The following is a 19,886-nucleotide window of genomic DNA, read 5'->3' on the forward strand; positions in this document are numbered from 1 at the left end:
CGCAATCCTTTCCCACAAACGTGAATTCCGTTCGTTCATGTCGACTCCATTTGCTTGAACCGCCCACTCCCTCGGGACGCGTCAATGCTTGCGCAAGCAACGGTCGCGTGTCAATCCAGACGAGTTACGCGTGCTCCGTCATCAGCACCGATCTCAACAGATCCACCAGCGTCGACTCATCGAACGGCTTGGGCAGAAGAGTTAGATCGTGATCCGCGGCGAACCGCCGCGTCTCGGGCGTCTCCAGTCCGGTGGTGAGAATCACAGGTAACGAAGGTTGCTGGTGAAGCAGGTGTTGAATCACGGTCGCGCCGCTGCGATCGGGGAGCGCCATGTCCACCAACGCGGCATCCCATTCGACGCCCGGTCGCTCCTCGATCACGGTGCTGCCCAGATAAGCGCAATCGACGTCGAAGCCCGCTTCGCTCAGTGCCTCGCGAAGCGAGAGCGCGACGAGGAGTTCGTCCTCTACAAGCAAGATACGCGCAGTCATGGCGAATAAAACCAAGCAGCGGTCTGGCCAGACCCGATTTATCTAATAGGCTGAGGACAGCAGATGTATCGAATCACGCGCTCGAAGTGATCCGCGATTATGCGTACGCGCGCCATGGAGCGCGCCTCGATAAACATAGGTTAATCGCATCACGCAGTGCAACCATTCGCGCGGCTCGCTCGTGTCTGAAGAGTAGGAGCAAAGAAGCGCGCATGATCTATAACGTACTGGTCGCAGCAGCCGACAACGACACGTGGTCCTCGATCGCCAGCGGCGTGCGACGGTATCAAGCGGAAGCGGCGATCGTGCGAGTCAAGGATGGCGAACAGGCCGTGCGTTACTTGTTTCAGAGAGGCCTGTTCACGGAGGAGCCGGAGACGCCGCATTTAGTCGTGCTGTCGGCGGAGTTATCGATCGTGTCGGCGGATGCCATCATCGAACGGCTGCGTCAGCATCCGCGGACCCGTGCGATCCCCGTGATCGTCATTCGGCAAGATGCGGTCCGTGACGATCTCGAGGAGGAGTCGGAAAGCGAGCGGTGCCTGCTAACTCCGGGGGCGGTGGTGATCTTCGCCAGCGAGCGGCTCGAGAAACAAGTAGCGAGCGCGCTGAGCCACCTTCACCGCGCCGACGCGCCCATGGCAACCAGTGTTCCGTGCAACCTTCAATGATCGCGCAGTAACGGTCGAAGTCGCAGGGCAGGGGGATGTAAGCATTGGCATCGAACTTGTTGTAGCGTCGATAAATGCGCGGGTTGCGTTCGAGGCTCGTCAGCACCACCGGGACACTGCAGGTGAGTGGATGCGCCCGCATCAGATCGAGCACGCACAAGCCGCTGACCGTTTTCATTTCCAGACTGAGCAGCACCAGCTGCGGCAGGCCGGGCCGGCGCCCCGCGAACGTCCCGGTCGAAAACAAATACTGTAAAGCTTCGCTACCGTCGAAGAGATGCAGCACCCGCGCCCGTGGCGCTACTTGTTCGAATGCAAAAAGCGCGGTCTGCGCGTCCAGCGGGTGGTCGTTTACGACGAGAACATCGGCGCTTGGAACCATACGAATGCCCCGCTGGTACGAGTCGATGGCATCAACGAAATCCGACCCGCGCCGATGAAGTTCCCTTGGACTGAATCTCACTTTTAAGGGGCAATTCGCCCAATTAATCGTCCGCTTTTGCCGCTGCCGCCCGGGCATGTTGTCGGTGGTGCGACGGACGTTGGTTGTCATTTGACAACCAGTGTTTTTGGCGGTTACTCTAAAGGTGTGCAAGATGCAGCGAGCGAAGCATCCGAAAAAGGAAGTGGAGCAAGCGCTACGGCATGCGGAACAGCTGGGCTGGCGGGTCGAGCCTGGAGGCAGTCATGCCTGGGGGCGGATGTACTGTCCTCACAATCTTCCGGAATGCCGTTGCGGCAAGTTTTGTATCGCGAGCATCTGGAGCACGCCGAAGAATGCCAGCGATCATGCGTGCCGCTTACGGCGCGTGGTTGATAACTGCGTGATCCGCGCGTTATGCGACGATGAATGTGGCGAGGAGTGAGCGATGAAGTATGACTTTGATCTGACTTTCAAGCTCGCCGACCCGGGCCCGGTAAGAGACGATGTGGTCGGGCGCCTCGGCGAGGCGGGGTGCGATGATGCGTTGGTCGGTGTTGGTGTGCCGGGGCGCGTCGCGTTGATGTTCACTCGCGAGGCCGGCACGGCGAAGCAGGCGATCGTCAGCGCGCTCGAGGATGTGAAGCGGGCGCTGCCGGATGCGGAGTTGATCGAAGTCGGGCCCGACCTGGTGGGTCTGAGCGACATCGCCGAGCACGTCGGCGTGTCGAGGCAGAACATGCGCAAGTTGATGATGAGTCATGCTGCGGCGTTTCCCGCGCCCATGCACGATGGAAGCACGGCGCTATGGCATCTTGCTCCCGTGCTCGAGTGGCTCAACACGCGAGAAGGTTATGCCATCGACAAGCATCTGCTGGACATCGCGCGCACGGCGATGCGCGTCAATCTTGCGAAGGAATTGGAGCGCCTCGACCAGCCAGTCGAGAAACGAATCCGCGCGTTGGTAGCCTAAAGCGCGTATCAAAGAACGCGGCCCCGGTGCGCACTGAGTCGCACCGGGGCCGCGATGTCATCGACTCACAATCGATCGATTACAGCTTGGCCACCGCCTTGACGGAGCCGTCCACCGCGCTCGAGTCGATATAGCCGATCGCCTTCGGATCGGAGGCGACCCAGGCCTTCACATCGGCATCGCTCTTCAGCTCTTTCGGCGGAGTCGCCTTGCCCGTGAAGGTCAGGCGCGCCCAAGTGGCCTTGGCCTGTGCGCTCGAGCGACCGGTGGCCTTCTGATAGAAGTCACCGCGAATACCCGCCGCTTCCGGCTGATCGGCCAGCGCCGCAGTGCTGCCGTCCGGGAACGTCGTCGAGTTGCCGAGATAGAGCGCGGAGATCTGTTCCGCGCTCAGACTGGCAGCCGCGTTCTTCGGATTGACGATCACCACCACTTCCGCGTTCGCGGCGCCGGCGCCGAGCGCCAGGGCGGCGAGCACACACCATTTCAAGTTACGCATGGCTCACCTGTTAGAACAAGAAGTCGGCCGTGAGGGTGTACATGTTGACGCTGTCATGGAAGCCAGCCGGCACAGCGTTCAGGAAGCCCTTGCCGCCGTCCTTCGGATCAATGTGATCGTACTGACCTTTCAGCACCGCGCCCTTGAGGAACGCGAACGCCGGCAGTTCATAGCGCAGGCCAACCGCGTAGCTGTTCTGGTCGCTGGTGCCAGCGGCGAGGCCGTCGAGCTGGTTGTCGAGCGCGATGCCAACCGGCGTCGTGCGCGGAACCAGATTCGTGAAGCGATCGCTGTCCACGCTCAGAGTGGCGTAGGTCGCGTACGGCGCGAAGCTGCCGAAACGATGACCGACGGTCAGATAGGCGCCCGAGAGCTCGGCGACGACGACGCGCTCGCTGCTGCGCTTGGCGTATTCGGAAATCACAAATGTGCTGCCGTCGTCGTACTGCACGCCGACGTTGAAGATCGGCGACTTGTTACCGTCGAAGCCCACCTTCTTCGCCACGTCCGCATAGCCGGCGTTGACGAGCGCGTTGACGATGCCCTGCGTGCTGCGCATTTCACCGTCGTACTTCTTGGTGTGATAACCGATGCGACCCGTGAACGAGCCGATTTCGCCGGTCACGGCCAGGCCGTACCAATCTTTCACATCGATGTCCTGATCGCCGCCGGTCGACAGCGGCAGCACCAGCTTGGAAACGCCGGCGTAAGGCTGCACGGTGACTTTCACCGGGCCGACATTGTTGGACCACACCGCATCGACGCCGGTCATCTGATACACCGGGCTGATGCCATAAACTTCCAGCGGCGGACGCACCCAAGTGTTGGCGTAGCCGAGGTACACGGAGTCGGAGAACATGAAGGTCGGCGGGCGGGTCAGACCGGCGCGGATCGCCAGGTTCGACAGCGGCTGCCACTTCAAGTACGCCCAGTCGAGGCTCGGGCCGAAGTCGCCGTCGGGCTGCGTCTTCACCACGCCCTGCGCGGTCACCGACCACTGGTCGTCGAAGCGCACCGTGCCCTGCAGGCCGAGAATCGAGTCATATTCCACCGAACCGGAGGAATCGATCGCTTCCTTGTTGGTAGAGGAGCGGTACAACACGCCGTCCTTGTCCACTTCGGAATAGCCGGCAGTGCTGAAGCCACTGTAGTGAAAATCAACTGCCGAGCTGACCGACGGCAGCGCGGCGCAAACCGCCGCCGCTAAAATGGAACCACGAAAACGCATGAGATAGATGCTCCTGGACAAATCGTCGCTAGTCTTGATCGTCAATGAATCCGACTCTCAATCGGGTCGCGTATCGGGAAGCAGGCGACGTTTCTTGAGCAGCTCTGCAGCGGCATTGCACAACCCACCAACTGGCTCACACCCGTTGGCGCGCGTTCGCCTCATTCGTTGATTAGACGAAACCCTAAGCCACCGCTTTTTCGTGCATTGACCTGACAACGTGTGCCTGGCGCAACGGTTTTTAACCGCGCGATTGGTCTGCTCGCGCGACCACTGTTGCGCCGGATCGACACGGGCACGTGCGAACGTGTTTGCCGGGGAAAAGATGAGCGGGCGCTCAGCACGCCGCTGAATCAGGCGAGAGGTAGATCGATGAGCGTTACAGCGCCGCGTAGAGGAGATGAATCGCGAGCAACGCCAGGCCGATGAAGAACCATCGCCGGAACCGTTCGGGCGAGACGCGGCGGCGAATCCATCCGCCGAGCATCATGCCGACCAGGGCGGGCACGACAGCGATGGCTGAGTTCGAGACAGCCTCGAACTCAAGTGCATCATGCCAAAGCAGGCCGAGAGCGAGCGCCACTGTTGAGACAGTGAACGACAGCCCGAGTGCTTGAACCAGTTCATCGCGCGCCAGGCCGAGCCCGGCGAGATACGGAACGGCGGGAACAACAAATGTTCCGGTTGCGCCTGTGATAAATCCCGTGACGACGCCGACGACCGGCCCGGCCCATCGCTCCGTTCCAGGTGATACGTTGATATGAAAGTTGCGCAGGCCCGCCGCTGCGTAAATCAATAGTGCTCCGCCCAGCGCCGCGCCCGCGACGGTCGACTTCGTTGAGGCGATCACGCCGGCAGCGATGAAGGTGCTTGCGAAGACTGCGAGCAGCGTTGGCCACAGTCGTCGCAAGAGCGCGCCGAGGCGCGGGCCTTCCGCGAGTTGCCAAACGTTAGTAATGAACGAGGGCAGCAACAAAATGGCAGCCGCCTCGGCCGGCGGCATTCGAAGACTGAGCAGGCCCATCGCAACGGTCGGCAAGCCCAATCCGACGACGCCCTTCACCGCGCCCGCGAGCAGGAAGATCAGCGTGACGTAGACGGTTGCGGACGTGAGCGTCATATCACATCACAAAGCGGCAGGCAGTCGCGCGAGTTTGGCTCGCGCCACGTGCAGCTCACAATGCGCCTCTCGCAAAGCCTGATATCGGCAAATGCGAAGCTCCGGCCGCGCGAAATCGCAGGCCGGTTCGCATAGGTCTGGCCTCCGCGCTGCCGATGATGGTATAGCAGGAGGAATGGCAACACTCACCGGTCGTACTATCGCCGTTCCCGAAACTCGGGAGCTGGACGTCTTCACCGCTATGCTCGAGCGCCGGGGCGCGACGGTCTTACGCTGCCCGCTCGTCGCAATCCTCGATGCGCCCGATCCGAAACCCATCCTCGAGTGGCTGCACGCTTTCATTGCCGGCTCCTGTGATGACTTGATCCTGCTGACAGGCGAAGGCTTGCGCCGCCTGCTCAGCTGCATCGATAAGAATGAGCCGTCATTGCGCGAGCCGTTCGTGCAGCGCTTGGGCGCGGTGAGAAAGATCACGCGAGGCCCGAAGCCCGCGCGTGCTCTGCGAGAGCTGGGACTCAAACCAGAAATCGCGGCTGAATCGCCGACCACGCAAGGCGTGATCGATTCGTTGCGTGCCGAGAATCTGCAAGGTCGCAAAGTCGGTGTGCAATTGTATGGCGCCGAGCCGAACCTGCCGCTGATGGAGTTCCTGCAGTCGGCCGGAGCGCAAGTGCTGACCGTCGCGCCTTATGTGTATGCCGACAAGCTTGCCGACGACGCCGTTCGCGATCTCATGCAGAAGATGGCGGCGGGCAGCGTGGACATCATCGCGTTCACCAGCACGCCGCAAGTCGAGCGCTTGTTCAGTGTCGGTCCGCTGGAGTTGGTGAGAGCGGCGTTCGAGAAGACCGAGGTTGCGGCCATCGGCCCGGTCGTGGCCGATGCGCTGAAGCGGCACGATATTCCCGTGCGACTGATGCCAGAGGATTCGTTCTTCATGAAGCCGCTGACCACCGCGATCGAGCAGGGCATCGGCACGCGCAACGACAACGGCGAAAGTTAAAAACCGGCCGTCCCTGGCCGCCGGCGGCAGCGCGCACCCGAAGTGGGGTTCGGGCGGGTGCTCGCCAAGAGCACTGAGGGTGCCTGTTTCGTACTGCAGTTTGTTTGGCGTTTGGTCAACGGCTTGTAACAGTGTGTAACGGCGCTCGCCGCGCTTGAGATTGACCGGGCGCCTGCCGTACAAGGGCGGGATGCGCGCCGCCGCCAACTTACTCATAGTCGAAGACGATCCCGAGATCCGGCAGCTGGTGGCCGATCTCATGCGCCGTGAAGGCTTCGAGGTCGATGCGGCTGAGGATGCGCGCGGCATGGACGACGTGCTCGCCCGTCGCCGGCCCGATCTGATCGTGTTGGATCTGATGCTGCCGGGCGAAGATGGCTTGTCTATATGCCGCCGGCTGCGCGCACATAGCAACTTGCCCATTCTGATGCTCACGGCGAAGAGCGACGAGGTCGATCGGGTCGTCGGCCTGGAAATGGGCGCTGACGATTATCTGGTCAAACCGTTCGGGCCTCGTGAGTTGCTGGCGAGAGTGCGAGCGCTGTTGCGACGGGGTGCCGCGGCATCGCCGGTCGTGCGTGAACGACGTTTCTCATTCGGCGGCTTTGTCATCGATCTGGACGCGCGCGAGCTCGTCGATCAAAGCAATGCGCCGGTCGCATTGACGGCCGCTGAGTTCGATCTGCTTGCCTGTTTCATTCAGCATCCGCGACGCGTGCTGACGCGCGAGCAGATCTTGAGTTGGACGCGGGGGCGCATGGCCGATCCGTTCGATCGCACCGTGGACATGCAGATCTCCCGCTTGCGTCGCAAGCTCGACGCGGCCAGTCCGTCCACGAAGTTGATCACGACTGTGCGCAACGGTGGCTATCTATTCACCGCGCACGTCGGGAATGTCGCGTGATCACGAGGCTGACATTTGCCTCGCGACTGGGCTTGATCGTGGTGCTGAGCCTGATCGTCGCCTGGATCGCCTCGACCGCCATCTTCTATATGGCCACGGCGAGAGAAGACGGAGAGACCCGGCCACTGCCGTTGCCGCGACAGATCGCGGCCATCGTTCAATTGCTCGAGCAGGCACGCGACAACACGGAACGTTCGCTGATCATCCGGGCCGTCGGCTCGCAGAAGTTCAGCGTCAAGCTGGAGAGCGCACTGCCGCTGTTGCAAACCCCGGACGAGCGTCCATTCGAACTGCGTGCGCGGCAGTTGGACAAGGCGTTCGATGAGATCGGCGGGCGGCCGTTCAGCCTGACGTTCGATGCAAGCGGCGGTCACAGCCCGCCGCGGTTTTCGTATATGACGCCGACCGATCTGGAGTTGCGCGTCCGCTTGAGCACGGGTGAAACATTGGTCATTCGCGGCTATCACCGGCCCACGACCAACGTCTATGGCATGCCCATCGGATCGATCGCGGGACTGGTCGGCACACTTACCGGCCTGGTTGCCTTGATCATCATGCATCGACAAACGAGGCCGCTGGCGCGACTGGCGGCGACGGTCGATCAATTCGATTTTTCCGGTCAGCCGACCATGCTGACCGAAGCGCGCTCGGCGGCTCCTGAAATTCGCGCGCTCATCGCCGCATTCAATCGCTTGCAGTCCCGCCTGGCGCAGCTGTTGCGTGCACGCATGGCGATGCTCGGCGGTATATCTCACGACGTGAGAACCTTTGCGACTCGGCTGCGTCTGCGCGTCGATCACATTCCCGAAAAGGCGGATCGCGACCGCGCCGTGGCCGACATCGACGACATGATTCGTTTGCTCGACGACGCGTTGCTGGCGAGTCGCGCCGGGGCCGGCGAGCTGGTCGAGGAGCTGGTGGAGTTCAGGCAAGTCGTGCGAGATGAAGTGGACGATCGCTCCGCTGAACGCGCGCCGATTCATTTGCAGCCGGTGACAGCGACGGAAGATGCCATCGTGCTCGGAGATCGCGTGGCTCTACGTCGAGTGGTGGCGAATCTCATCGACAACGCCCTGCAGTACGGCCGCGCCGCGCACGTGCAGGTAGATGCGAGCGATCAATCCGTGCGGCTGACAGTTGATGACGAAGGTCCGGGCATTCCAGTGGAACAGCGCGAAGCCTTGCTCGAACCGTTCGTTCGTTTGGAAGCATCCCGAAATCGCCGTACCGGTGGCGCCGGTCTCGGGCTGGCCGTCGTGCGCAGTCTCGTTGAAGCGCACGGCGGCGCGATCGATATTGGCGACGCGCCCACCGGTGGCGCTCGCTTCACCGTCAGCCTGCCGCTATTTCATGCGTGAGTCGCTAGTGCGACTCGTCGTGATAAATGATGATCGACAGAAACCGGATCGGCAGTCGCAGTAGCGTCTGCGGCCCGTGTGGCACGTTGCCGCTGAACGTTAACGTGTCGCCAGGCTTGAGCAGATAGTTCTCGCTGCCGTGTCGATAGCGCAGCGAGCCTTCCAGCATATGAATGAACTCGGTGCCCGGATGCTGGAACTCGGGGAAGATCTCGCTCTTGTCGGTGAGGGTCACCAGGAACGGCTCGAACGCCTTGCGCGGCCCGCGATCCGACGCCAGCAAATGATAGGTGTGGCCTCGCTTCGTGCCGCGCCGGACCACTTCCAATCCTTCGCCTTTGCGAACCAACTGCGCGTCGCTTGCCTGCGTTTCGATGCCTCGAAACAGCGCAGGTAAGTCAGCGCCCAGAGCGGCGGCCAACGCAGCGACTGTTTCCAGGCTCGGGCTCACCGCGCCGGTTTCGACGCGGCTCAACATCGCCTGACTGATATTCGCGCGGACCGCCACGTCGGCGAGCGTCAGCCCTTGCGCCGTGCGCAACTGGCGAATGCTCGCGCCCACGCTGGCCGCCAGCGAGGAGGGCGCGCTTGCCGGGTTTTCGACCGGGGCTTTCTTGGTTTTCTTGGTCATGGGGGCCAAGAGTAGCCGAAAAGCCGGTCTCTACCCACTTAACCTATACGCAAACTATTTGACCTACAGTTAAGTCGCTGGCATCTTCCGATGCGTGGTGCGCTCGGCAACGGCGCTGGCGCTGCTTCGTAGGTGGACTCGGATCTTCGGGAGACGACGAGTGAACACTGCAGCGGCCCAAGAATTCCTGCACAAACATCAAGTGCGCTACGTGCTGGCGCAGTTCGTCGATATTCACGGCGCCGCCAAGGCCAAAGCCGTACCGGTCGAGCATCTGGACATGGTGCTCGGCGACGGCGCGGGATTTGCCGGCTTCGCGTTGTGGGGCTTCGGCATGGGGCCGCAAGGGCCCGACTACATGGCGGTCGGCGATCTCGCAACTCTGAGCTTGATTCCGTGGATGCCGGGGTATGCGCGCATCGTGTGCAACGGCTTTGTTCGCCGCAAGCCCTATCCCTACTGCTCGCGCGTGGCTCTGAAAGCCCAACTCGATCGGCTCGCGGCACGCGGCATGACGCTCTACACCGGCATCGAACCTGAATTCATGTTGTTGGCTCGGGGGGCAGATGGCAGGCTCGCACCGTGCGACGCCTCGGACGCTCTCGATAAACCCTGCTATGACTACAAAGGTTTATCGAGAGCGGCGACTTTCCTGGACAAGATGGTGTCGTCACTGCGCAGTGTCGATATCGACGTGTATCAGATCGATCACGAGGACGCGAACGGCCAGTTCGAAGTGAACTTCACGTACGCGGACGCGATGCGGAGCGCGGACAACTTCACGTTCGTGAAAATGGCGGCCAGCGAGATCGCGCGCCAATGCGGGATGATCGCCAGCTTCATGCCCAAGCCGTTCTCGAATCGCACCGGCAGCGGCGCGCACTTTCATGTTTCTGTCGGCGACTCGCAAACCAAGAATTTGTTCTACGACCCGAACGATGCCAACGGGCTCGCGTTGTCGAAGATGGCGTATCACTTCCTCGGCGGCATTCTTCAGCATGCACGCGCCCTCACGGCAGTGTGCGCACCGACGGTGAATTCATACAAACGATTGGTGGTTGGACGCGCGCTCTCCGGAGCGACATGGGCGCCGGCGTACATCGCTTACGGCGACAACAATCGCACCGCCTGCGTTCGCATCCCCGGCGGTCGGCTGGAGTTCCGGTTGCCCGATGCTGGATGCAATCCCTATCTGGTCACGGCAGCGCTGGTCGCGGCGGGCCTGGATGGTATCGATCGCAAGCTCGATCCTGGCAAGCCGAACAACTCAAATCTCTACGAGTGCTCGCCGGCGCAGCTGGCCGCAGAAGGCATTCGGCTGCTGCCGCAGAACCTGCTCGAGGCAGTGACCGAACTCGAGCGCGACGAGGTGATCTGTGCCGCACTGGGCGAAGAGTTGTCCCGCGAGTTTATCGAGCTGAAGCGCATGGAATGGACCGAGTACGCGCGCCATGTGTCCGACTGGGAAACGAATCGTTATCTGGAATTCTTTTAACTCGCCCTTCCTCTTGAAGCTCTGGTTATCGTCATGTGTGGAATCGTTGGGTTGTTATTGAAGAATGCATCGCTACGGCCGAGATTGGGCGAGTTGATGGTGCCGATGATGATCGGCATGACCGAGCGCGGACCGGATTCCGCCGGGCTCGCCGTGTTCACCGAGCCGGTCGCTGGCCCACTCCATAAGCTGAGCCTGTATGCCGGCGCTGCGCCGACCGATTGGAAACAACTTCAGCGCGATCTTTGCGGGGCAATCGACGGCGAGCACACGTTCAAGGTGACGGCTAATCATGCCGTGCTGACGACCAGTGCTACGCCCGAAGCCATAGAAACATGGTTGAGCTCGCACGCGCCTGAGCTGACCGTGCTCTGTGTCGGTCGCGCGATCGATCTTTACAAGGACACGGGTGCGCCCGCCGAAGTCGCGAAGCGCTACGAGTTCGCGCAACTCAAAGGCACGCATCTCGTCGGTCACACTCGGATGGCGACGGAGTCCGCTGTGACCCCCGCTCACGCGCATCCATTCACAGCGGGACAGGACTTTTGTCTGGTCCACAATGGCTCTTTGTCGAACCCCTACATGGTCCGTCGCAAACTCGAACCGCTCGACATCGAGTTCGAAACGGACAACGACACCGAGGCGGCCTGCCGCTACTTCGAGTGGCGATTGCGAGAGGGCGATTCATTACGAGCGGCCGTCCATCGAGGGTTCGAAGAGCTCGACGGCTTCTACACGTTCCTGATGGGCACGGATCGGGAGCTGGCGCTGGTACGCGATGCGTTCGCCTGCAAGCCTGCCATCGTCGCCGAAACCGACGACTACGTGGCCGTCGCGTCGGAGTTCAGATCGCTCGCTCATCTGCCGCGTGTTCATGACGCTCATTTGTTCGAGCCCAAGCCGCAGGAAGTTTATTCGTGGCACATTTAAATCAGGCGCCCGTCGCCGAGGATATTCCTCGCAACGATGCACCGTTCCGAGCGTCCAGCACCGGCGCTAGCTCGCTCGATACAAACGTGCGCGAGTTCGATCTGGCATCGACGTCGGTGCGCGAATTGAATCGATACTTACACAAAGATCTGCCGGCCGTCGCTGCCCCGAAGGTTGTGGTGACTCATCCCGACGGCGCGCATTCGATCGCCTGCGGGCTCGACGCACCAGTCGACGTCGAAGTACACGGACACGTCGGTTACTACGTCGCCGGCATGAACAAGCACGCTCGTGTCGCGGTGAATGGAAACGCGGGTCCCGGCGCTGCTGAGAACATGATGTCCGGCTTCGTCCGCATTCGCGGCTTTGCTTCAACGAGTGCGGGCGCCTCCGCACGGGGCGGCTGCCTCGTGATCGAGGGCGATGCTTCTCTTCGATGTGGAATTTCTTTGAAGGGTGCGGACATCGTCGTTGGCGGCAGCGTCGGCAGCTTCTCCGCTTTCATGGCGCAGGCAGGCCGCATGGTCATTTGCGGTGGCGCCGGCGATGCACTCGGCGACTCTTTGTATGAAGCGGTGATCTACGTGCGCGGCGAAGTGAAATCGCTCGGTGCCGACGCGCGCTTCGAACCGATGAGCGCGGAGGATAAGAAAGCAGTGGCTGAGTTACTCAGCCTGGCGGGCTTCAAGCACGATCCCGCCGAATTCCGCCGGATCGCATCGGCGCGACAGCTCTATCACTGGAATGCCGAGGCGAATCAGGAGTACTGACCATGTCCGCCGCTGAATCGAACGCGCTGAGTGCGCACCTGTCTTTGGAAGAATCAGCCGGCTTCGACCGCAAGGTCATCGATTACGTGCAGCGTGCGGCCGCGACCGGGCTGTACGAAATCCGTGGCCTGGGCGCGAAGCGCAAGGTCCCGCACTTCGATGACCTGGTGTTCTTGGGCGCGTCACTGTCTCGTTATCCGTTGGAGGGATATCGAGAGAAATGCACGACGCGCACCGTGCTGGGCTCGAGGTATGCGAGCAAGCCCGTCGAATTAGAAATTCCTATCACCGTTGCGGGAATGAGCTTCGGCGCGTTGTCGGCGAATGTGAAGGAGGCGTTGGGTCGTGCGGCCAGCGAGCTCGGCACTTCGACGACCACAGGCGATGGCGGCATGACCAGCGAAGAGCGTGGCTCGTCGAAGACGCTCGTATATCAATGTTTGCCGTCGCGTTACGGCTTCGATCCCGACGACGTGCGGCGTGCGGACGCCATCGAGATTGTGATCGGGCAGGGTGCGAAGCCGGGGGGCGGTGGCATGCTGCTCGGTCAGAAAGTGAATCCTCGGGTCGCGCGCATGCGCACGTTGCCTGAAGGCGTCGATCAGCGTTCTGCATGTCGGCATCCCGACTGGACCGGTCCCGACGATCTCGCCATCAAGATTCGCGAGCTGCGTGAAATCACCGACTGGGAGAAGCCCATCTATGTGAAGGTCGGCGCCACGCGTGTGTTCAACGACGTGAAGCTCGCGGTGCATGCGGGCGCCGATGTGGTCGTGGTCGACGGCATGCAAGGAGGCACGGCCGCGACGCAGACGGTGTTCATCGAGCATGTAGGCATTCCCACTTTGGCGGCGTTACGGCAGGCGGTCGATGCGCTGGATGATTTGAATATGCGCGGCCAGGTACAGCTGATTATCTCCGGCGGTATTCGCACCGGTGCCGATGTCGCCAAGGCGCTCGCTATGGGCGCCGACGCGGTCTCGATCGGGCAAGGTGTGTTGATGGCGCTGGGTTGTAACAGCGATACCTACGTGCAGAACGGACAGCATGTGTCCGCTGTTGCGGACTATAGCGCGCTGGGGACAGCGCCCGGCTTCTGCCATCACTGCCACACGGGACGTTGCCCGGTCGGCGTCACCACACAGGATCCGATGTTAGAGCAACGGCTGCAGCCCGCGATCGGCGCACGTCGCGTGCGAAACTATTTGAAGACGATGAACATGGAGCTCACCACCATCGCGCGTGCCTGTGGCAAGCAGGATGTACATCATCTCGAGCGAGAAGATCTGGTGGCGCTGAGCGTGGAAGCAGCAGCGATGGCGCGAGTGCCGCTCGCTGGAACGCAATGGATTCCAGGCATGGAGCGAAACTGATCTGTATCATTTTCGATGTGATTCCGACGTACAGAATAAAAACACGAATGTCACGCGCGCCATTGCAATGATTTATTAAGCGCGTTGACCCTTGCTGACAGTGTCACGTACAACACCCCGAGTGCTTCACAAAACGCGGTCATGACGGCCGCGGCAAGCACCAAACAAAGTTCGCGGCGACCACGAGCGACGCAATGAGCGCGGCGCGCGGCTGAGCCTGCGAACGACTGACGATAGAACACGCACCAGCAAGTGTTCGCCGACGCGGCGGGCAACAGCCGCAGTTCTAGTGGGGGACAGTATGATTCCGAGTTGCAGTCCGTGGGTACGGCGTGTCCGCACGTCGCGCGATGGCGTGGCCATCAATCAGAAGTTGCGGGATGGAGTGCGTAACGTGCTGGCAGGCTCGCTGCTGCTCGGCAGCTGCGCCGCTGTGGCCCAACAGGCCAGCGTCGAAGAGCTGGAAGTCATCGTGGTGACCGGCTCATATATTCAAGGCACGGCCGAGGACGCGGCGCTGCCCGTCGACGTGTTCACCGCCGAAGACCTGCAAATGCAGGGCTCGCCGTCGATGGTGGATCTGGTGAAGTCCATTCCTGCCGTGCAGGGGGTGCTCGGCGAATCGAATCAATTCGGCTCGGCGCAATCCACTGGCACCAGCAACATCAACCTGCGTGGCATCGGTGCGGTACGCACGCTGGTGCTGATGAACGGTCGGCGACTCGCGGGGTCTCCCACCGGTAACGGCGTCGATACCAATCTGTTGCCGATGGCGGCGATCGGTCGCATCGAAGTGCTGAAGGACGGCGCGGCCGCGACGTACGGTTCCGATGCTGTCGCCGGTGTCGTCAACTTCATCACCAAAACCAATGTGGATGGTCTGGCGCTCGACGCGTCGTACAGTTACATCGATGGCTCAGAGGGCGACTACCATGCAAACGCCTTATGGGGCCATCGCGCCGATACATGGAACATCATGGTGGCCGCTGGCTATCGTCATCGCTCCGAGTTGAACTCGACCGATCGCGACTGGGCGGTGCGCACTTTCGCGGAGAATCCGCAAGGCGGCTTCTCCTCCGCCGGCAGCCCGGGACAATTCATCCTGCCCACGGGCGAGACGACGCTGCCGACCTACCGCGATCCGGGCTGTTCGGCGGTGGGAGGATTCGAGCTTCCCGGCAACGGCTGTCGCTTCCAATACATCACCTTCGACAATCTGGTCGAGCGCGAAGAGCACTATCAGGTCTACAGCGAATTCAACATGGACCTCGGCGAGAAGACCGGGCTGCATGTGGAAGCGCTGTATGCCGCGCATGAGGCGCCGGAGGAAAACTCTTCGCCCTCGTATGGCCCACAGCAAGGCGCGAATCTGAGCGCGACACCTGCCGTGAGTCTGGTGTCGCCGACCTACATCATTCCGTTCAGCAATCCGGGCTTGCAGGCTCTGCTTCCGTCTGTCATGGCGTCTCTCGGCACCGGCGCAGCGGCCGACGTCCAGCGGGCCGCTCTCCAACAGCGAGGCTACATTGCCGCGAGCGGCTTGCAATGGCGCCCGCTCGGTAATGGCGGCAATCCGCTCACCGGCGAAGGCAAGAAGGACGAACGTTTGTTCGACGGCTTCCGTTTGTCGGCGAGTCTCGATGGCGAGTTCGGCCCGGAGATCGGTTGGGATGCCGGCGTGACTTACAGCGAGAACACTCGCGAGACCAGCACGCCGGATATTCTCGCGTACCGCCTGCAGCGCGCGTTGAGCGGCCTGGGTGGACCGGATTGCGCGGCGGGCGCGCTGGCCGGCTCGGCCGGATGTTTGTATTTCAATCCGTTCTCCAGCGCTCTTGCGGGCAATCCCTCGACGGGCGTGACCAACCCCAACTACAACCCCAATCTCGCCAACGATCCGCGCCTGATCGATTGGATGTTCGAAGAGAACGGTTGGAGGGACACCTCCTCGACGTTCGCCGTCGACCTCGTCTTCAACGGCGAGCTGCCGCTGTCGTTGCCCGGTGGCGCCATCGGTTGGGCGGCCGGCGGTCAGTACCGCGACGAAGGCTTCGAGCGCCGGGTCAACTACTGGACCGACATCGACAAGAATCCCTGCGTCGATACGCCGGTGAACGGCAATGTGAATTGCTCGGTGCAGTTCGGCGTATTCACTTTCTTCGGCCCGCTGCGCAATCAGGATCTGAGTCGCGATGTGTTCGGCGTGTTCGGCGAGGTGAATCTCCCGATACTGGAATCGTTGCAAGCGCAAGTCGCGCTTCGTTACGAGGACTATGGCGGCCTGGTGGGCTCGACCACCAATCCGAAAATCTCGCTGCGTTGGCAGGCGCTCGATTGGCTTGCACTGCGTGGCTCGGCGGGCAGCACGTTCCGTGGCCCTCAGCAGACGCAGCTGTTGGACGGCTTCAGTACAACGCTGTCCTACACGAGCGTGGCACAAAACTATAAGCCTTACGCCAACTACGGTAATCCGGATCTGGAGCCGGAAGAGGCGGACACGTTCAACGTCGGCGCCATCGTGCAGGCGGGCAATTTCAAGGGCTCGCTCGATTATTGGAGCTTCAACTTCAAGAATCCCATCGTCACCGAGGGTGGTACGGAGCTGGTCGCGGCATTCTTCGGATCGGTCCGGGGCGGTCCGAACCATTGCGCCGACGCTGCCTACGATGCTTTGCAGACTCGCTTTACGTTCACGACTCCCACGGCTTGTAGCGCCGAGGCGCTGGTTCGCACGCGGGTCAACGTCATCAACGGACCGGAAGAAAACATCTCCGGCCTGGATGCGAGCCTGGCGTATCAGTTCGAGGGTGTGCTGGGCGGTGAGTTGCTGGTCGGCGTGGATGCTTCATACACCCTGGAATACAAGCGCGATGCGCTGATCGTCGAGGGCATCCAGATTCAGGCCAAGAATGATTTTGCCGGCACGCGTGGCGCTGCGGGTCTGACTGCGCTGCCTGACTTGCGTGGTTCGGTGTATCTCGATTACAGCACCGGAAATCACGGTGTACGTTGGACGACTCGATATATCGAGGGTGTGACCGATATCCGTTCGAGCGTGGCGGCCACGTCTCGTGAGGTGGGATCGTTCCTGACGCACGACCTGGTGTATCGGTTGCAGTTGCCGGGGGAGACCACGTTCTCGGCGTCGGTGATCAACGTGACCGATCGCGATCCGCCGCTGGTGCTGCTGGATCTGAGCTACGATCCGTTCATCGGCAATCCGCTCGGGCGTTACTTCAAGGTGGCTGCGAGCAAGCAGTTCTAAAAACAAAACGCCGCTCGACATCGAGCGGCGTTTTTCCATGGGTCAGTCCTCGAGCGTCCAGCCTTTTTCCCAGGGTGGCTCCGGCCCGAAGGTCGTGGCGATGAAATCGACGAACGCACGTACCTTCGGCATCAGATTGCGTCGCTCCGGATAAACGGCGTGGACCGCAAGCTCCGGTGGTCTGAACTTGCACAGCAAGGGTTTCAGCTCGCCCGAGCGCAGTTGATCGCACAGATAAAACGTCGGCAACTGAATGATGCCGCCTCCCGCAACCGCAGCTGCGCGATTGACGAGCCCGTTGTTCGAGTGAAGGTTGCCGTTCACCGGCACCACGTACTCTTCGCCTTCGCTGTCCGTGAAGCGCCACTCACGCGGCGCGCTCAACAACGAATAAAGAATGCAGTTATGCTCGAGCAGATCTTCGGGGCGTTCCGGGACGCCGTGCTTCGCGAGATAGCCGGGCGATGCGCAGATGATCTGGCGCGTCGGTGCGATCTTGCGTGCAATCAAATTCGAATCGCGCAGCCGGCCGATGCGGATCGCGACGTCGAAGCCTTCCTCGACCAGGTCGACTTGCCGATCGTCCATGTTCAGCTCGACGGTGACGCCGGGATAGCGCTCCATGAATGTTTGTATCGACGGGCCGAGCTGCAGAATGCTGAACGACATCGGCGCGGACACGCGCAACGTGCCACGCGGCTCCGTTTGAAAGCGCGCGACTTCCAGTTCGGCATTCTCGATCTCACGCAGCGCGCTGCCGGTGCGGCGAAACAACTCGGAGCCGGCCTCGGTGAGGCTGAGTCGGCGTGTCGTGCGATTCAACAAACGCGCGCCCAGCTTCTCCTCCAGGCGGGTGACGGCCTTGCTGACCACGGGCTGTGACATTTCCAGCGCCTCGGCCGCCGCCGTGAAACTGGAGAGCTCGACTACTTTGACGAAAATCGCGATGTCGGTGAGGTTTTGCATCTAGGGCCTGTGAACACTCATTGGATGGGCTGCGACGAGCTATTGCGGTTCAGGGCTAGGCGGGACGACCGCCGTGTACTCTCTGTACTCAAGGGAGGACTAACGACGTCCTGAACCGCAATAGCTCGTCCCATAAAACAATATTCATTCATTAGAGGGTTGCGCCTCGAATCGCCTGCCGCTGCGTTACAAAGCTTGCCCTTGTCGACACAAGGGCTGCGCTTTGCGCCTTGCTGCAGGCGATTGGAGGCGCAACGCAGCCCATCCAATGAGTGTTCACAGGCCCTAGTTTGATTTGGGGAATAAATCCCATGCCTGGGAGCCCGATGATCCGGCGCCCGCGGCTGACTAACGTAGCACCCATCAGGTCGGGCGTCGCCTGGCCGCCAATGAAGGTGCTGTCATGTCCACTCAGGATACTCTCCAGGCTCGCGACTTTTTCGCCCAGAAGCTGGCTTTCCTCACCGGGCCGTTCGAATTGAACGGCCAGATGCGCCGGAACGAGCCGATCACCATCGTCGACGTCCGACTGCCCAGCGACTATCAGGCCGGTCACATTCCCGGCGCCATCAACTTGCCGCAAGGCAAGTGGCATACGCTCGCGGGCTTGCGCAAAGATCGCACGGCCGTCCTTTATTGCTACAGCCAGACCTGCAAGCTTGCCGCCGCCGCCGCGGTGGAGCTGGCGTCCGCTGGATTTCCGGTCGTCGAGATGGAAGGCGGATTCGACGCCTGGGTGAAGAACGAGTTGCCGGTCGAGCGTTGAGGATACAACTCGTTTATGTCTGGAAAATGAGCCCCTCCCCCGCGCCGGGGGAGGGGTTGGGCTGGGGGCCGCCAAGCAAATTACTGCGGCTCGAGACGTTCTCCTTCCGGCGGCGGAAACTCACTGCAAACTTCACGCAGCCAGTCCCTGAATCGAATCACCTTCGGCACTTCAAAGTTATGCGCCGGCGCGACGAAGTAATAAGAGTTGTGCTGCCTCACGCTCTGCGTTGACGGCCGCACCAGCCGCCCCGACGCGAGATCGCCCGCGACCAGCGACCATCTCGCCAGCACCAAGCCATGCCCCTGCTCAGCCGCCGCTAACACCGACGCGGAGTCATCGAGAATCGGACCGCGCTCGATGCGTGTCGTGTCACCGCCGACCCGTCGCAGCCAATCCACCCACGGCTCGCTCGCGCTATGAAGCAGCGGATACTTATTCAGATCGCCGAGCGTCGTGATCGGCCCGAGTTTCGCGAACAGCGCGGGACTGGCGACCGGGAACACCCAGTCATCGAGCATCTTCTCCGCCTGCAACTGCGGCCAGCTGCCCGAGCCATAACGAACGGCCGCGTGAAAATCGGTCTGCATGAAGTCGACGAGCTCGCGGCTGGCGCTGAAACGCAGGTCCACTTCGGGATGCTTCTGATAAAAATCGCCGAGCCGCGGCAGCAGCCACTTCTGCAGGAACGAGCCGAGCAGGCTGATGTTGAGCAAGCCGCTACTACGATCGAGGCGCAATTGATCGACCGCGCGTGTCAGCTCGCCCATGCCTCGTTGCACGCCCGGCAACAAACGCGCACCCTGTGGCGTGAGACGGACCGAGCGGCTGTGCCGGACGAAGAGGGGCGTCTCGAGGAATTCTTCGAGCGATTTGATGTGCGAGCTGACCGCCGCGGTGGTGACGTTCAGGGACTGAGCCGCGCCCGTGAAGCTCAAGTGGGCGGCGACGGCTTCGAACGCCCGCAGGGCATTCAAAGGCAATTTGGTGTCAGCGCTCATCCTCGTTCCGCCGCTTCGT

The 19,886-nt window shown here is 61.6% G+C and carries 19 protein-coding genes; 12 read left to right on the forward strand and 7 right to left on the reverse strand.

The window, feature by feature from the left end; all coding sequences use genetic code 11:
- Positions 1-124: 124 nt before the first annotated feature.
- Complete coding sequence (locus tag ACFPN2_RS15340) at positions 125-493, reverse strand: response regulator (RefSeq protein ID WP_380597973.1); 369 nt, start codon at positions 491-493, stop codon at positions 125-127.
- Between the two features lie 212 nt (positions 494-705).
- On the opposite strand from ACFPN2_RS15340, the gene ACFPN2_RS15345 reads away from it, so the two are divergent.
- From ACFPN2_RS15345 to ACFPN2_RS15355, 3 genes are all read left to right on the forward strand, one after another.
- Positions 706-1,164, forward strand: a complete 459-nt coding sequence (locus ACFPN2_RS15345; protein ID WP_380597974.1) for a response regulator — start codon at positions 706-708, stop codon at positions 1,162-1,164.
- A gap of 596 nt (positions 1,165-1,760) precedes the next feature.
- The gene (locus ACFPN2_RS15350; protein ID WP_380597976.1) at positions 1,761-2,030 is read left to right on the forward strand and encodes a hypothetical protein; all 270 of its coding nucleotides are present in this window, start codon (positions 1,761-1,763) and stop codon (positions 2,028-2,030) included.
- A 3-nt stretch (positions 2,031-2,033) separates the two neighbouring features.
- Positions 2,034-2,558 carry a helix-turn-helix transcriptional regulator gene (locus ACFPN2_RS15355; protein WP_380597978.1) on the forward strand — a complete coding sequence of 175 codons (525 nt, stop codon included), beginning with the start codon at positions 2,034-2,036 and terminating at the stop codon, positions 2,556-2,558.
- 79 nt (positions 2,559-2,637) lie between these two features.
- Here ACFPN2_RS15355 and ACFPN2_RS15360 read toward each other — a convergent pair whose 3' ends face one another.
- The 3 genes from ACFPN2_RS15360 to ACFPN2_RS15370 form a co-directional block, all read right to left on the reverse strand.
- Positions 2,638-3,057 (reverse strand): hypothetical protein, encoded by a 420-nt coding sequence (locus tag ACFPN2_RS15360; protein WP_380597980.1) that lies wholly within the window; start codon positions 3,055-3,057, stop codon positions 2,638-2,640.
- A gap of 10 nt (positions 3,058-3,067) precedes the next feature.
- Positions 3,068-4,285, reverse strand: a complete 1,218-nt coding sequence (locus ACFPN2_RS15365) for a porin family protein (protein ID WP_380597982.1) — start codon at positions 4,283-4,285, stop codon at positions 3,068-3,070.
- 379 nt (positions 4,286-4,664) lie between these two features.
- Positions 4,665-5,405, reverse strand: coding sequence for a sulfite exporter TauE/SafE family protein (locus tag ACFPN2_RS15370; RefSeq protein WP_380597984.1), 741 nt, complete (start codon positions 5,403-5,405; stop codon positions 4,665-4,667).
- 175 nt (positions 5,406-5,580) lie between these two features.
- On the opposite strand from ACFPN2_RS15370, the gene ACFPN2_RS15375 reads away from it, so the two are divergent.
- From ACFPN2_RS15375 to ACFPN2_RS15385, 3 genes are all read left to right on the forward strand, one after another.
- Complete coding sequence (locus ACFPN2_RS15375; protein ID WP_380597986.1) at positions 5,581-6,408, forward strand: uroporphyrinogen-III synthase; 828 nt, start codon at positions 5,581-5,583, stop codon at positions 6,406-6,408.
- A 190-nt stretch (positions 6,409-6,598) separates the two neighbouring features.
- On the forward strand, positions 6,599-7,312 hold the full coding sequence (locus tag ACFPN2_RS15380; protein WP_380597987.1) for a response regulator: 714 nt from the start codon (positions 6,599-6,601) through the stop codon (positions 7,310-7,312).
- Entirely contained in the window at positions 7,309-8,670 is a 1,362-nt protein-coding gene (locus ACFPN2_RS15385) for a sensor histidine kinase (RefSeq protein WP_380597989.1), read from the forward strand. The genes ACFPN2_RS15380 and ACFPN2_RS15385 overlap by 4 nt, the downstream gene beginning before the upstream one ends.
- A 4-nt stretch (positions 8,671-8,674) precedes the next feature.
- Here the strand turns inward: ACFPN2_RS15385 and ACFPN2_RS15390 are convergent, their stop codons facing one another.
- The gene (locus ACFPN2_RS15390) at positions 8,675-9,301 is read right to left on the reverse strand and encodes a helix-turn-helix domain-containing protein (RefSeq protein ID WP_380597991.1); all 627 of its coding nucleotides are present in this window, start codon (positions 9,299-9,301) and stop codon (positions 8,675-8,677) included.
- A gap of 160 nt (positions 9,302-9,461) precedes the next feature.
- Between ACFPN2_RS15390 and glnT the strand changes: the two genes are divergently transcribed.
- From glnT to ACFPN2_RS15415, 5 genes are all read left to right on the forward strand, one after another.
- Positions 9,462-10,796, forward strand: coding sequence for a type III glutamate--ammonia ligase (glnT, locus tag ACFPN2_RS15395; protein ID WP_380597993.1), 1,335 nt, complete (start codon positions 9,462-9,464; stop codon positions 10,794-10,796).
- A 33-nt stretch (positions 10,797-10,829) separates the two neighbouring features.
- Positions 10,830-11,726, forward strand: coding sequence for a class II glutamine amidotransferase domain-containing protein (locus ACFPN2_RS15400; RefSeq protein WP_380597995.1), 897 nt, complete (start codon positions 10,830-10,832; stop codon positions 11,724-11,726).
- An 86-nt stretch (positions 11,727-11,812) separates the two neighbouring features.
- Entirely contained in the window at positions 11,813-12,496 is a 684-nt protein-coding gene (locus tag ACFPN2_RS15405) for a GltB/FmdC/FwdC-like GXGXG domain-containing protein (RefSeq protein ID WP_380600144.1), read from the forward strand.
- Positions 12,497-12,498: 2 nt separating this feature from the next.
- A complete protein-coding gene (locus ACFPN2_RS15410) occupies positions 12,499-13,869 on the forward strand; it encodes an FMN-binding glutamate synthase family protein (RefSeq protein ID WP_380597997.1) in 1,371 nt (456 codons plus the stop codon).
- Between the two features lie 301 nt (positions 13,870-14,170).
- Positions 14,171-17,134, forward strand: coding sequence for a TonB-dependent receptor domain-containing protein (locus ACFPN2_RS15415; RefSeq protein ID WP_380597999.1), 2,964 nt, complete (start codon positions 14,171-14,173; stop codon positions 17,132-17,134).
- 42 nt (positions 17,135-17,176) lie between these two features.
- Here ACFPN2_RS15415 and ACFPN2_RS15420 read toward each other — a convergent pair whose 3' ends face one another.
- Positions 17,177-18,100, reverse strand: coding sequence for a LysR family transcriptional regulator (locus ACFPN2_RS15420; RefSeq protein ID WP_380598001.1), 924 nt, complete (start codon positions 18,098-18,100; stop codon positions 17,177-17,179).
- A gap of 403 nt (positions 18,101-18,503) precedes the next feature.
- On the opposite strand from ACFPN2_RS15420, the gene ACFPN2_RS15425 reads away from it, so the two are divergent.
- On the forward strand, positions 18,504-18,866 hold the full coding sequence (locus ACFPN2_RS15425; protein ID WP_380598003.1) for a rhodanese-like domain-containing protein: 363 nt from the start codon (positions 18,504-18,506) through the stop codon (positions 18,864-18,866).
- Positions 18,867-18,946: 80 nt separating this feature from the next.
- Here ACFPN2_RS15425 and gcvA read toward each other — a convergent pair whose 3' ends face one another.
- Entirely contained in the window at positions 18,947-19,867 is a 921-nt protein-coding gene (gene gcvA, locus ACFPN2_RS15430; protein ID WP_129776164.1) for a transcriptional regulator GcvA, read from the reverse strand.
- Positions 19,868-19,886: the final 19 nt, after the last annotated feature.

The organism is Steroidobacter flavus, assembly GCF_042651805.1.
Classification (GTDB): Bacteria; Pseudomonadota; Gammaproteobacteria; order Steroidobacterales; family Steroidobacteraceae; genus Steroidobacter; species Steroidobacter flavus.